Raw genomic sequence first — 13,573 nt, forward strand, 5'->3', positions numbered from 1 at the left:
CGGGTCCTTAGAGGAAGTAGAGGCGGTTGAGGGAGACGGAGTCGGCGGGCTCGGAGCTGAGCGGGTCGCCGTCGAGGGTGACCAGGCCGGTGCGCTGGTCGACGTCGACCGCTCCGACGCGGGCGTTCAGCCGCAGGTCGGCGGGGCCGATCCCGCGGGTGCCGCGCACGGCGACCCGGCGCCTGCGGGTGGGCATCCGGTCGTCGCCCTGGTCGACGGCCGCCTGGGCGACGAACGCGACCGAGATGTCCGCGGCCGTGGCCCCGTAGGAGCCGAACTGCGGGCCCAGGACGAGCGGTTCGCAGGTGTCGGTGGCCGCGTTGGGGTCGCCGACCACGCCGTACGCCGGGAAGCCGGACTTGAGGACGAGCTGCGGCTTGGCGCCGAAGTACTCGGGGCGCCACAGCACGATGTCGGCGAGCTTGCCGACCTCGATCGAGCCGACCTCGTGGGCGAGGCCGTGCGCGATGGCCGGGTTGATGGTCAGCTTGGCCATGTAACGCAGGACGCGGGCGTTGTCGTCGCCCTCGCCGTCGCCCTCCATCGGGCCCAGCTCGGCCTTCATCTTGCCGGCCATGGCGAAGGTACGGCGGACCGTCTCACCGGCCCGGCCCATGCCCTGGGCGTCGGAGGAGGTGATGCCGATCGCGCCCAGGTCGTGCAGCACGTCCTCGGCGCCCATGGTGCCGGCCCGGATCCGGTCGCGGGCCATGGCGGCGTCGCCGGGCAGGTCGGTCTTCAGGTCGTGGACGGAGACGATCATGCCGTAGTGCTCGGCGACCGCGTCCCGGCCGAAGGGCAGGGTGGGGTTGGTGGAGGAGCCGATGACGTTCGGCACGCCGGCCATCTTCAGCACGTTGGGCACGTGTCCGCCGCCGCAGCCCTCGATGTGGAAGGCGTGGATCGTGCGGCCCTCCAGCACCCGGAGGGTGTCCTCGACCGACAGGCACTCGTTCAGGCCGTCGCTGTGCAGGGCCACCTGGACGTCGTGCTCCTCGGCGACGCGCAGCGCGGTGTCCAGGGCGCGGGTGTGGGCGCCCATGTCCTCGTGCACCTTGAAGCCGCTCGCCCCGCCCTCGGCCAGGGCCTCGATCAGGGGGGCCTTGTCGGAGGAGGAACCCCGGCCCAGGAAGCCGATGTTGACCGGCCAGGCGTCGAAGGCGTTGAAGGCGTGGCGCAGCGCCCAGGGCGAGTTGACGCCGACGCCCCACACGGGGCCGAACTCCTGCCCGATGATCGTGGTCACGCCGGACGCGAGGGACGCCTCCATGATCCGCGGGGACAGCAGGTGGACGTGGGTGTCGACGGCGCCCGCGGTGGCGATCATCCCCTCGCCGGAGACGATCGAGGTGCCGGTGCCGACGACGACGTCCACGCCGTCGAGGGTGTCGGGGTTGCCGGCCCGGCCGATCCCGCAGATCCGGCCCTCGCGGATGCCGATGGACACCTTGCGGATGCCCTGCGCCGCGTCGATCACGACGACGTTGCTGATCACGACGTCGCAGGTGGCGCGGACGGCGGCGGCCTTCAGGTGCAGTCCGTCGCGGGCGGTCTTGCCGAAGCCGGCCAGGAACTCGTCGCCGTACCGCTGCGCGTCGGACTCGACGCGGATGGTCAGGCCGGAGTCGCCGAGGCGGACCCGGTCGCCGGCGCGGGGACCGTGGGTGGCCGCGTAGGCGTGCGGATCGACGTGGATCGACCGGCTCACCTCGCGTCCCTTCGAGCGGCTCATCACTGGCCTCCTTCCGTCGTGACACCGAGATATCCGCAGGCGGCGGCGCGGCGCAGGGCTTCCTCGCGGGCTCCGGGCGCGTCCAGCAGCCCGTCCACGAGTCCGGCGAAACCGATCGCGATCCGCTCGCCGCCGACGGGTACGAGCCCGACCTCCTCGCTCTCGCCCGGCCCGAAGCGGACCGAGGAGCCCGCGGGCACGGCCAGGCGCATGCCGTAGGCGCTGCGGCGGTCGAAGTCGAGGCGCGGGTTGGCCTCGAAGAAGTGGAAGTGGGAGGTGACGGAGACCGGCACGGCCGCGGTGTTGGTGACGCGCAGCCGGACGACCGGTTCGGGGTCGGTGTGCTCGGGGCCGGGCAGCAGCGCGCCGGGGGCCTGCTCGCCCAGGCCTCCCCCTGCTTCGCGGGGGGACCCCCAGCCGATGGGGTCGGAGACGACCGCGAGCCGGGAACCGTCGTCGAAGACGGCCTCGACCATCACCTCGCTGACGACGTCGGCGACACCCGGCAGCACGTCCTCGGGTCCGAGCACCGACCGGGCCGCCGCGATGGCCTCGGCGAGCCGCCTGCCGTCCCGGGCGGCCTCGCAGACGGTGTCCGCGATCAGCGCGGTGGCCTCCGGCACGTTGAGCCGGAGGCCGCGGGCCCGCCGGGCGCGGGCCAGCTCGGCGGCTCCGAAGAGCAGCAGCCGGTCACGTTCCGTTGGGGTCAGTCTCACGACGCGGCACCTCCTTGTCTTCCGAAAGTTAGAACATCACTCTAAACAGAGAATTCATGAAACAGAAGCATTGACCGGAGTCGACGGTTCACGTCACATTGAACGTCGCTCTAACCCAGTGGCGGCCGTCGAAGGAGACCAGCCATGCCGATCGAACAGCACGGAGTCGACACCATCCCGGAGCAGGAGCGGACCAGTGGTCCGCGCGACCTCGTGTCGATCCTGCTCGGCTCCAACCTCTGCCTCGGAGTGATCATCTTCGGCTGGCTGCCGCCGTCCTTCGGGCTCGGCTGGTGGGCGTCGGTGAGCGCCGTGGCGGCGGGCACGGTGATCGGCACCCTGTTCACGGCGCCTCTCGCGCTGGTCTCCCTGCGCACCGCGACCAACCTGTCCACGTCCTCGGGCGCGCAGTTCGGGGTGCGGGGCCGGCTGGTCGGCTCGGTCGTCGGACTGCTGCTCGCCCTCGGCTACACCGCGCTGACCGTGTGGATCGGCGGCGACGTGATGCTGGGCGTCCTCGGCCGGCTCTTCGGCGTGCCCGCGGACGGGGTGTCGTACGCCCTGGTCTACGCGGTGCTCGCCGCGGCGACCGTCGCGGGCGCGGTCTACGGCTACCGCGTGCTGCTCGCGATGTCCCGGGTGCTGGCCGTCGGCATGACGGCCCTGCTGCTGCTGGGCGTCCTCGCCTACGCCCCGCACTTCTCCACCGGCGCCCTGCCGGGCGCGGGCGGCTATCTGCTGGGCTCCTTCTGGCCCACCTGGTTCCTGGCGGCGGTGGCGGCGGGACTCTCCGGGCCCATCGCGTTCATCACCCTGCTCGGCGACTACACCCGCTACATCTCCCCCACCCGCCACGCCGGCCGGAAGGTTCTGCACGCCACCTGGCTCGGACTGGTCCTCGGCCTGCTGGTGCCCCAGCTGTTCGGCACGTTCACCGCGTACGCCGCCCGCGCGGCCACCGACTACGCGGGCCCGCTGGTCTCCGCCTCCCCGGGCTGGTACCTGGTGCCGCTGCTGCTCGCCGCCTCGGCCGGCTCGGTCGGCAACGCGGGACTGATGCTGTACTCCATGGGCCTGGACCTGGACGCGATCCTGCCCCGCGCCTCCCGCGCCCGGGCCACCTACACCGTCGCCGTCGTGGCCACCGCCTGCGTCTTCGCCGGCCACTACGCCTGGAACGCGCAGTCGGCGATGACGTCCTTCGTGCTCCTGCTCACCGCCATCGGCACGCCGTGGGCGGTCATCACCCTCATCGGGTTCGTCCGCTGCCGCGGGGTGTACGACGCCGACGCCCTCCAGGTCTTCAACCGCCGCTCCCGGGGCGGGATCTACTGGTACCGGGCGGGATGGAACGTGCAGGCGGCCACCGCCTGGGCGGCCGGCGCGCTGGTCGGCCTGCTGGCGGTGTCCCTGCCGTCGTACGAGGGTCCGCTGCTGCACCTGACCGGCGGGGTGGACTGCAGCTTCCTGCTGTCGGGGCTGGTGGGCGGGGTCGTCTATCTCCTGCTGAGCGCACGCGGCGCCGGCCCGACGGTCACGGCGCGGGAGCCCGCCGAGCCGGCCACCACGGTGGCCGCCGGGGGCTGACCCCGGGACACCCACAGACGGCCCGGGCCGGTCGGGGACGGCCGGCCGGCCCGGGCTCCTTCATGACGCGGCGCCTAGCCGACGCGGTGCATCCAGCCGTGCTTGTCCTCGGTCATGCCGCGCTGGATGCCGAGCAGGGCCTCGCGCAGCCGGCCGGTGACCGGGCCGGGCGTGCCGTCGCCGTGGGACCACTGGTCCGTCTTGGTCTTGACGTGGCCGATCGGGGTGACCACGGCCGCGGTGCCGCACGCGAAGACCTCGGTGAGGGCGCCGGAGGCCGCGTCCGCCCGCCACTGCTCCAGGGTGATCGTCCCCTCCTCGGCGGTGTAGCCGAGGTCGCGGGCGACCTGGAGGAGGGAGTCGCGGGTGATGCCCTCCAGGATCGAGCCGGTGAGGGACGGGGTGACGATCCGGTCGCCGTAGACGAAGGCGACGTTCATGCTGCCGCTCTCCTCGACCTTGGTGCGGGTGACCGCGTCGAGGTAGACGACCTGGTCGCAGCCGTGCGCGGCGGCCTCGGCCTGCGGGAGCAGGGAGGCGGCGTAGTTGCCGCCGGTCTTGGCGTCTCCGGTACCGCCGGGGACGGCGCGGACGTGGTCCTCGGAGACCCAGATGGTGACCGGCTTCACACCGCCGGCGAAGTAGGCGCCGGACGGGGAGGCGATCAGCATGAACAGGTACTCGTTGGCCGGGTGGACACCGAGCGCGGCCTCCGTGGCGAACATGAACGGCCGCAGGTACAGCGACTCCTCACCGCCGTGCGGCGGGACCCAGTCGGCGTCCTGGCCGAGCAGCGCGTCCAGCGCGGCGATGAACAGCTCCTCGGGCAGCTCGGCCATGGCCATGCGGTGCGCGGAGGTCCGGAAGCGGCGGGCGTTGGCCTCGGGGCGGAACAGCGCGATCGAGCCGTCGGGCTGCCGGTAGGCCTTCAGCCCCTCGAAGATCTCCTGGCCGTAGTGCAGGACGTGGGTGGAGGGGTCCAGGGAGATCGGGCCGTACGGGACGAGCTGGGCGTCGTGCCAGCCGCGGCCCTCGGTCCACTTGATCGTCACCATGTGGTCGGTGAAGTGGCGGCCGAACCCCGGGTTGGCCAGGATCGCCTCGCGCTCGGCGGCGGCGAGCGGGCTGGCGGACGGCTTGAGCTCGATCGTGGGCGTCGTCATCAGTGGTGTCCTTCACCGGTTGTAGTGACGGGCCGCGCTCACGCCTGTACTGCCGGTCGTCGGTGCTAGGACGTCCGAGCATTCCCTCATGTCGCGGCCCCGCGTTCGATTATCGCGCGGAGGCTGCGGCGGACGGAATCAGGGTGATGCGGCCCAGGTCGATGGTGGCACCCGGCGAGGCACAGGAAAAGCCGCCGGGTGCGGTGGCGACCCGGCGGCTTGGAGGCAGAGCGGCGGGTCAGCCGGCTACGCGTACGGCGAGCGCGTCGCCGATCTCGGCGGTGGAGCGGGCGGGTCCGCCGGCGCGCTCGGTCAGGTCGGCGGCGACCGCCGCGTCGATGCGGTCGGCCTCCGCGTCGTAACCGAGGTGGCGCAGCAGCAGGGCGACGGACAGGACGGTGGCGGTGGGGTCCGCCTTGCCCTGGCCCGCGATGTCCGGGGCCGAGCCGTGCACCGGCTCGAACATGGACGGGAACTCGCCACCGGGGTTGATGTTCCCGGAGGCGGCGACGCCGATGCCGCCGGAGACGGCCGCGGCGAGGTCGGTGATGATGTCGCCGAAGAGGTTGTCGGTGACGATGACGTCGAAGCGGCCGGGGTCGGTGACGAGGTAGATCGTCGCCGCGTCGACGTGGACGTAGTCGGTGGTGACCTCGGGGAACTCCTCGGCCACCCGGTTGAAGACGTTCGTCCACAGGTGCCCGGCGAAGGTCAGCACGTTGTTCTTGTGGACCAGCGTGAGCTTCTTGCGCGGGCGGGCCTGGGCACGGGCGAAGGCGTCGCGCACCACGCGCTCGACACCGAAGGCCGTGTTCACGGACACCTCGGTGGCGACCTCGTGCGCGGTGCCCTTGCGGATCGTGCCGCCGTTGCCCGTGTACGGGCCCTCGGTGCCCTCGCGGACGACGACGAAGTCGATCTCCGGCTGGCCGGCGAGCGGGGTCGCGACACCCGGGAGCAGCTTGGACGGGCGCAGGTTGACGTGGTGGTCGAAGGCGAAGCGGAGCTTGAGCAGGAAACCGCGCTCCAGGACGCCGGACGGCACCGAGGGGTCGCCGATCGCGCCGAGCAGGATGACGTCGTGCCGCTTGAGCTGCTCCAGGTCGCCGTCGGTGAGGGTCTCACCGGTGGCGTGGTAGCGGCGGGCGCCGAAGTCGTACTCCTTGGTCTCCAGCTTCACATCCTGCGGCAGGACGGCGGAGAGGACCTTGAGACCCTCGGCCACGACCTCCTGGCCGATGCCGTCACCGGGGATCACTGCGAGATTGATGCTGCGAGACATGCCCGGCACCCTACTCTCCGTCCCATGGGATGACACGAGCCGTCCGCCATACGGACACCCGGACGAGTGGCGGGTGTCCACCCGTTGGCCGGTGTTCACCCCTGTGTGGCACGGGAGTTGGGCTCTGGTGGGAGTATTCCCCGACATGGAGACCCCTGACGTCGGCATCCCGCACCCGCTCGCCGAACGGCTGAGCATGGCCGAGCAGTACGAGTACCTGCGCACCCGCGTCGTCCCGCGCCGCACGCTGGTGACCGCCGGCGCGGTGGCGGGCGGCCTGCTGGCCGGCTGCGGCACCGCGTCCGCCGGCAGGCCGGACCCCGCCACCTCGCGGGCGCCCGGCTCGGCGGCCGTCCCGTTCGGCCGCCACCTCGCCTTCGGCTCCGACCCGAGGACCGGGATGCGGATCTCCTGGCAGGTGCCGTTCGCGGTGAAGCGGCCGTACGTGCGCATCGGGCTGCGCCCGGACGGCCTCGGGCACCGCGTCGCGGCCGAGCTGCGCCCGCTGCACACCCCCGCGGCCCCGGGGGTGCGTCCCGCACTGGAGCAGTACTACGTGCACGCGGCCGTGGCCGGCCTCACGCCCGGCACGACCTACTACTACGGCGTCGGCCACGACGGCTGGGACCCCACCGCCCCCGCCCACCGCGCGACCGTCACCTCCTTCCGCACGGCGCCGGCCCGCCCCGAGCGGTTCGTCTTCACCGCCTTCGGCGACCAGGGCGTGGGCCGGGCGGCACACGGCAACGACGACGTGCTGCTGCGCCGCAAGCCGGCCTTCCACCTGCACGCCGGGGACATCTGCTACGCGAACGCCAACGGAACGGGCCGGACGACGGACCACTACGACCCGGCCGTGTGGGACCTGTTCCTCAAGCAGAACGAGCCGGTCTCGCGGTCCGTGCCGTGGATGGTGACGACCGGCAACCACGACATGGAGGCCTGGTACTCCCCGGACGGTTACGGCGGCCAGTTGGCCCGCTTCTCCCTGCCGGAAACCGGCTTCGACCCGCACGGCACCCCGGGCGCGTACGCGTTCACCTACGGCAACGCCGCCTTCGTCGCGCTGGACGCCAACGACGTGTCGTACGAGATCCCGGCCAACCTCGGGCACACCGGCGGCCGGCAGACGGCCTGGCTGGACCGGACCCTGCGGCGGCTGCGCGCCACCGCCGGGATCGACTTCCTGGTCGTCTTCTTCCACCACTGCGCCTACTCCACGTCGCGGCACGCCTCGGACGGCGGTGTACGGCGGGACTGGCTGCCGCTGTTCGCGAAGCACCAGGTGGACCTCGTGATCAACGGCCACAACCACGTGTACGAGCGCACGGACGCGATCAAGGGCGGACGGGTCGGCCGGGCGGTGCCCGTGGGCGGCGCCACCGACCCCACCCGGGACGGCACGGTGTACGTCACGGCGGGCGGCGGCGGCGCGAACCTGTACCCCTTCCCCTCGGGCGCCAAGGACAGCTACGAGGGACACGTCACCCGGCACGGGGCCGTGCCGACCTTCGTCTGGAGGAAGGGCGGGGGCCGCACGCCGGAGACGGTGGAGTGGTCCCGGGTCCGCTACACCGGCTTCTCGCTGCTCTCGGTGGAGGTACGGGCGGGCACCTCACCGCGGCTCGCGGTGTCGGCGCTGAACCAGGCCGGCCGGCGGATCGACCACTTCGAGGTGCGGCGGGGAAGGTGACCGCCGCGGCCGGTGCTCAGTGGCAGGTCCCGGCCGATGCTCAGTGGCCGGTCCCGGCCGGTGCTCAGTGGCAAGTCCCGGCCGGTGCTCAGTGGCCGGTCTCGCCGCCGTTGTCCCGGCGGTCCAGGGCGCGCTGGAGGGCGGCGGCGGCGTTCTTGCGCTCGGACTCGCCGGCGCGGGTGGTGTGGCGGACGCGGCGGCGGACGGTCGTCTCGGCCATGGGAATCGACTCCTTCGGCAGAACGCTTCGCAAAAGCGCGGAGTACGGCGGTGACGGGTTTCGAGACTCCCCCGCTGCCCGGAAGGCGCGGGAGGTGCCCCCGGAAGGGGCGGAGCGTCGGCCGCAGGGGTTGCCTGCACGGGGCCCGGCTCACGACCGCCATTCGCTGGATCGAGCGAGGCGTTCGGCTCCTACCAAGCTAAGGGAGCGGCCCGCGTCTGTCTGCACAATTACTCGGACTTCCTACTATCTGAGACGGCTCCCTGCGTCACACCGCCCTGAGCTGGGGCTTCGCGCGTTCGGAGGTACTCCCGCCGAGGGAGCGCAGAATGCGGATCAGGGCTCGAACGGCGTCCGTCGCGGCCAGTTCGGCCGTGGTCACGTAGCCGACGGCCCGGTACGGCCGCTGCGCTCCGAGGTCGGCGATCCGCACCGCGGCGGGAGCCCCGGTGAGCGAGAGCGCGGGCATGACGGCCATCCCGAGGCCGCTGCCCACCATCGCCAGCACGGCTCCGTCGTCCTCGGCGGTGACGGTCGCCGGCGGGATCCAGTCCTGGGCGGCCCACCACTCGCGGGTGTAGGAGCCGCAGTTCTCCGCCCAGTCGACGAGCGGCAGTGAGCGCGGTGCCGGGTGGCCGGCCGGGTGCACCAGGGAGTACGGCTCCCGCAGCAGCATCCCGCCGATCAGCCCCCCGGGCACGGTCTCCGGGTCGCCGAAGGTGGCGATCCCCAGGTCGGCCCGCCCGGCGGCCACCTCGCCCGCGGTGCCGGCCCCCAGTTCCCGTACCACGGTGACGGTCACCTCCACGCCGGGGTGCAGGGCGGCCAGCCGCTCCAGGGCCGGGGGCAGGAGATGGAGGGCCGCGCTGCGGAACGCGGCGATCCGCAGCCGGCCCGTGACCTCGCCGGTGTCCGCGCCCCGGACGTCGGCGGCCAGCGCCTGCAGCATGCGCAGCACGCGCCGCGCATGGGCCGCCGCCCGCTCCCCGGCCGGGGTGGGCCGGGCGCCGAACCGGCCACGTTCGAACAGCACGGCGCCCAGCTTGCGTTCGATGCCGCGGACGGCGTGGGAGACCGCGGACTGGGTGGCCCCGAGCCGGGCGGCGGCGCTGGAGAAACCCCCCTCGTCGGCCACGGCGACGAGGACACGCAGTTCCTGCGGGGCGAGGTCGGCAGCGGCCATGGGGTCTCCCACCTGCTGGTATGAGGCCGGTTCATGATCCGGCGCGTTCCATGACCGCAACCCGCTGCCCGGCCCGCGCATTCCTGCCTACGGTCCCTTTCCATGACCGAGTCCGCGCTCACCGTGCACCAGACCGCCCGCCCCACCGGCCTCCCCACGGCCGCCCACTTCCGCTTCGCCGAGACCCCGGTGCCCGAACCGGCCCCGGGCACCGCCCTGGTGGAGAACCTCTACTGGTCGGTGGACCCCTACCACCGCGAGATGATGGACGGCGACTTCGCACTGGACGCCCCGCTGGAGGGCCGCACGCTGGGCCGCGTGGTGGCGACCCGCACCTCCGCCCTGGCCGAGGGGCAGATCGTCCTGCACCGGCGGGGCTGGCGCACCCACGCGGTGGTCCGCCCCGGGGAGACCCGCCGGATCCCCCGGCACCCGGGGGTCCCGCTCTCGGCGTACCTGAGCGTGCTCGGCGGCACCGGGCTGACCGCCTACATCGCCCTCACCCGGATCGCCCGGCTGCGCGAGGGTGAGGACCTGTTCGTCTCGGGCGCGGCGGGCGGGGTGGGCACGGCGGTCGGCCGGTTCGCCCGGCTGCTCGGCGCCGGCCGGCTGACCGGCAGCACCGGGACGCCCGGGAAGGCGGCGTACCTGACGGAGCACGTCGGCTACGACGCCGCGTTCGACTACCACGCCGGCCCGGCCGCCGGCCTCCTCGCCGAGGCCGCCCCCGCCGGCATCGACGTGTTCGTCGACAACGTCGGCGGGGACCAGCTCGGCGCGGCGATCGGCGCGCTCCGGACCCGCGGCCGGGTGGTCCGGGTCGGCACGATCGGCCAGTACAACACCCCGGACGTGCCCCCGGTGCGGTTCGACCACACCGCCGTGGTGGAGAAGAGCCTGCGCATCGAGGGTTTCCTGGTGCGGGACCACGAGGACGCGCAGGAGGAGCTGTACGACTTCGCCGTGCCGCATCTGCGCAGCGGGGCGCTGGCCGCGGACGAGACCGTGGTCGACGGGTTCGAGCGGATCGTGGAGGCGTTCCTGCTGATGCTGCGCGGCGGCAACACCGGCAAGATCCTGGTCCGCGCCGGCTCCTGACCTCCGCCGGGTGACGCGGGCGGGCGCGTGCCACCCGGTCCGGGGGCCGATGACGCAGGCGGGCGCGTGCCACCCGGTCCTGGGGCGCCGCGCATGGGGAGGGGGCGCCGCGCATGGGAACGGCCCGGGAAGCCCGCTCTGCTGTCGGGTTTCCCGGGCCGTGCTCGCGGGGCCGGTCAGCCCATGTGCGGGTAGGCGTAGTCGGTCGGCGCGACCAGGGTCTCCTTGATGGCGCGGGTCAGCGTCCAGCGCAGGAGGTTCTGGGGGGCACCGGCCTTGTCGTTGGTGCCGGAGGCACGGCCGCCGCCGAAGGGCTGCTGGCCGACCACGGCGCCGGTCGACTTGTCGTTGATGTAGAAGTTGCCCGCGGCGAAGCGGAGCTTCTCCATCGTGTAGGCGGCCGCGGCACGGTCGTTGGAGATGACCGACCCGGTGAGGGCGTAGTCCGACACCGACTCCATCTGGGTCAGCATCTCGTCGTACTTGTCGTCCTCGTAGACGTGCACGGCGAGGATCGGGCCGAAGTACTCGGTGCGGAAGACCTCGTTCTCCGGGTCGCTGCACTCGATGACGGTCGGGCGGACGAAGTAGCCGACCGAGTCGTCGTAGGAGCCGCCGGCCACGATGGTGCAGGCCGCGTCCTCCTTGGCGCGGTCGATGGCGGCCTTGTTCTTGGCGAAGGACCGCTCGTCGATCACGGCGCCGATGAAGTTCGACAGGTCGGTGACGTCACCCATGGTCAGGTAGTCCACCTCGGCCGCGAACTCCTCCTTGAAGCCCGAGTTCCAGATGGAGGCCGGGATGTAGGCGCGGGAGGTGGCGCTGCACTTCTGGCCCTGGTACTCGAAGGCACCGCGGGTCAGGGCGGTCTTCAGGACCGCTCGGTCGGCGCTCGGGTGGGCGACCAGGAAGTCCTTGCCGCCGGTCTCGCCGACCAGACGCGGGTAGGAGCGGTACTTCTCGATGTTGTTGCCGACCGTCTTCCACAGGTACTGGAAGGTCTTGGTCGAGCCGGTGAAGTGGATGCCCGCGAGGTCGCGGTGGTTCAGGGCGACCTCGGAGACGGCGATGCCGTCGCCGGTGACGAGGTTGATGACGCCCTTGGGCAGACCCGCCTCCTCCAGCAGCTGCATCAGCAGCACGGCGGCGTGCGTCTGCGTCGGGGACGGCTTCCACACCACCACGTTGCCCATCAGGGCCGGGGCGGTCGGCAGGTTCGCGGCGATCGCGCTGAAGTTGAACGGCGTGATCGCGTAGACGAAGCCCTCCAGCGGGCGGTGGTCCAGGCGGTTCCACACGCCCGGGGAGTTCGCCGGGGGCTGCTCGGCCAGGATCTGGCGGGCGTAGTGGACGTTGAAGCGCCAGAAGTCGACCAGCTCGCAGGGGCTGTCGATCTCCGCCTGCTGGGCCGTCTTGGACTGGCCGAGCATGGTGGAGGCGGCGATGGTCTCGCGCCAGGGGCCGGCCAGCAGCTCGGCGGCGCGCAGGATGATCGCGGCGCGGTCGTCGAAGGACATCGAGCGCCAGGCCGGCGCGGCGGCCAGCGCCGCGTCGACGGCGTCCTGGGCGTCCTGGCGGGTGGCGTTGCGCAGGGTGCCGAGGACGGACTTGTGGTTGTGCGGCTGGACCACCTGGATGGCCTCGCCGCCGCCCATCCGCTTCTCGCCGCCGATGGTCATCGGCAGGTCGATCGGGTTCTCGGCCAGCTCCTTGAGCTTGACCTCCAGCCGGGCGCGCTCGGGCGAGCCGGGGGCGTAGCCGTGCACCGGCTCGTTGACGGGGGTGGGGACCTGGGTCACAGCGTCCATGAGATCCTTGACTCCTTGTACGTGAGCGGGTGTTCGGGCTCAGCCCTTGGTGATCATGCTGCGGACGAAGAAGCGGAGGTTCGCCGGCTTCTCGGCCAGACGGCGCATGAAGTAGCCGTACCAGTCGGTGCCGTAGGCGGTGTAGACGCGCATGCGGTGGCCCTCGGCGGCCAGCCGCAGGTGCTCCTCGCCACGGATGCCGTACAGCATCTGGAACTCGTACTCGTCGAGCTTACGACCGGCCTTGTGGGCCAGCTCCTGGGCGATGGCGATCAGGCGCGGGTCGTGGGACCCGATCATCGGGTAGCCCTCGCCCTCCATCAGCGTCTTCAGGATGCGCACGTAGGCCTTGTCGATCTCGTGCTTCTGCTGGTAGGCGACCTCGGCGGGCTCCTTGTAGGCGCCCTTGACGAGGCGGACGCGGCTGCCGGACTCCGCCAGGCGGCGGGCGTCGGCCTCGGTCCGGAACAGGTAGGCCTGGATGACGCAGCCGGTCTGCGGGAAGTCCTTCCGCAGCTCCTCGTGGATGGCGAACATCGAGTCCAGGGTGGTGTGGTCCTCGGCGTCCAGGGTGACCGTGGTGCCGATGGCCGCGGCGGCCTCGACGACCGGGCGGACGTTCGCGAGGGCCAGCTCGTGGCCGCCCTCCAGCGCCTGGCCGAACATGGACAGCTTGACCGACATCTCGACCCGTTCGCCGAGCTCCAGCTCCTTGAGGTGGTCGATGAGCGCCAGGTAGGCGTCACGGGCGGCGGACGCCTGCTCGGGGGTGGTGATGTCCTCGCCGACGACGTCCATCGTCAGCTCCAGGCCCTGGTCCGTCAGGTCCCTGATGATCGGGACGACGTCGGTCACGGTCTCGCCGGGGATGAAGCGGTCGACGACCTGCTTGGTGACCGGGGCCGCCGAGATCAGGCGTCGCATCCGGTCGCTGCGCGACGCGGCGAGAATCACGGGACCCAGCACGGGGCACCTCCACAACAAGACCAAAACGAGGCCGAAACCCGACGATTCGGGTACGGCACGGAGAACCACCGTGAAACCTAAGGATCTCTCCGATCCTCGGCCATCGACAGCTGTCACGCATCCGT

At 72.2% G+C, this 13,573-nt stretch carries 11 protein-coding genes; 3 read left to right on the forward strand and 8 right to left on the reverse strand.

Translation table 11 applies throughout. The features are described from left to right. Positions 1–7 precede the first annotated feature (7 nt). Both GT045_RS32885 and ureA read right to left on the reverse strand, forming a co-directional pair. Positions 8–1,732, reverse strand: coding sequence for an urease subunit alpha (locus GT045_RS32885; RefSeq protein WP_161336435.1), 1,725 nt, complete (start codon positions 1,730–1,732; stop codon positions 8–10). Further along, the gene (gene ureA, locus GT045_RS32890) at positions 1,732–2,448 is read right to left on the reverse strand and encodes an urease subunit gamma (RefSeq protein ID WP_161336436.1); all 717 of its coding nucleotides are present in this window, start codon (positions 2,446–2,448) and stop codon (positions 1,732–1,734) included. Before ureA ends, GT045_RS32885 begins: the two co-directional genes overlap by 1 nt. 144 nt (positions 2,449–2,592) lie before the next feature. On the opposite strand from ureA, the gene GT045_RS32895 reads away from it, so the two are divergent. After that, positions 2,593–4,035, forward strand: a complete 1,443-nt coding sequence (locus tag GT045_RS32895; RefSeq protein WP_161287175.1) for a cytosine permease — start codon at positions 2,593–2,595, stop codon at positions 4,033–4,035. A 74-nt stretch (positions 4,036–4,109) separates the two neighbouring features. Here the strand turns inward: GT045_RS32895 and GT045_RS32900 are convergent, their stop codons facing one another. Together GT045_RS32900 and GT045_RS32905 are read right to left on the reverse strand one after the other, a co-directional pair. Beyond that, complete coding sequence (locus GT045_RS32900) at positions 4,110–5,198, reverse strand: branched-chain amino acid aminotransferase (protein WP_161287176.1); 1,089 nt, start codon at positions 5,196–5,198, stop codon at positions 4,110–4,112. A 238-nt stretch (positions 5,199–5,436) separates the two neighbouring features. After that, a complete protein-coding gene (locus GT045_RS32905; protein ID WP_161287177.1) occupies positions 5,437–6,480 on the reverse strand; it encodes a 3-isopropylmalate dehydrogenase in 1,044 nt (347 codons plus the stop codon). A 145-nt stretch (positions 6,481–6,625) separates the two neighbouring features. Here GT045_RS32905 and GT045_RS32910 point away from each other — a divergent pair, with 145 nt between their 5' ends. Then, positions 6,626–8,173 (forward strand): metallophosphoesterase family protein, encoded by a 1,548-nt coding sequence (locus GT045_RS32910; RefSeq protein ID WP_161287178.1) that lies wholly within the window; start codon positions 6,626–6,628, stop codon positions 8,171–8,173. A gap of 88 nt (positions 8,174–8,261) precedes the next feature. Here the strand turns inward: GT045_RS32910 and GT045_RS40560 are convergent, their stop codons facing one another. Then, positions 8,262–8,393: a hypothetical protein gene (locus GT045_RS40560; RefSeq protein WP_272921369.1), complete on the reverse strand. Its 132-nt coding sequence runs from the start codon at positions 8,391–8,393 to the stop codon at positions 8,262–8,264. Positions 8,394–8,661: 268 nt separating this feature from the next. Further along, positions 8,662–9,576: a LysR family transcriptional regulator gene (locus GT045_RS32915; protein ID WP_161336437.1), complete on the reverse strand. Its 915-nt coding sequence runs from the start codon at positions 9,574–9,576 to the stop codon at positions 8,662–8,664. 102 nt (positions 9,577–9,678) lie between these two features. Between GT045_RS32915 and GT045_RS32920 the strand changes: the two genes are divergently transcribed. Continuing rightward, positions 9,679–10,674, forward strand: coding sequence for an NADP-dependent oxidoreductase (locus GT045_RS32920; protein ID WP_161336438.1), 996 nt, complete (start codon positions 9,679–9,681; stop codon positions 10,672–10,674). Between the two features lie 176 nt (positions 10,675–10,850). On the opposite strand, the gene pruA is transcribed toward GT045_RS32920, so the two are convergent. Both pruA and GT045_RS32930 read right to left on the reverse strand, forming a co-directional pair. Continuing rightward, complete coding sequence (pruA, locus tag GT045_RS32925) at positions 10,851–12,482, reverse strand: L-glutamate gamma-semialdehyde dehydrogenase (protein WP_161287181.1); 1,632 nt, start codon at positions 12,480–12,482, stop codon at positions 10,851–10,853. A gap of 39 nt (positions 12,483–12,521) precedes the next feature. Further along, the gene (locus tag GT045_RS32930) at positions 12,522–13,448 is read right to left on the reverse strand and encodes a proline dehydrogenase family protein (RefSeq protein WP_161287182.1); all 927 of its coding nucleotides are present in this window, start codon (positions 13,446–13,448) and stop codon (positions 12,522–12,524) included. Between the last annotated feature and the right edge of the window lie 125 nt (positions 13,449–13,573).

This window comes from Streptomyces sp. SID486, from assembly GCF_009865385.1.
Lineage (GTDB): Bacteria > Actinomycetota > Actinomycetes > Streptomycetales > Streptomycetaceae > Streptomyces.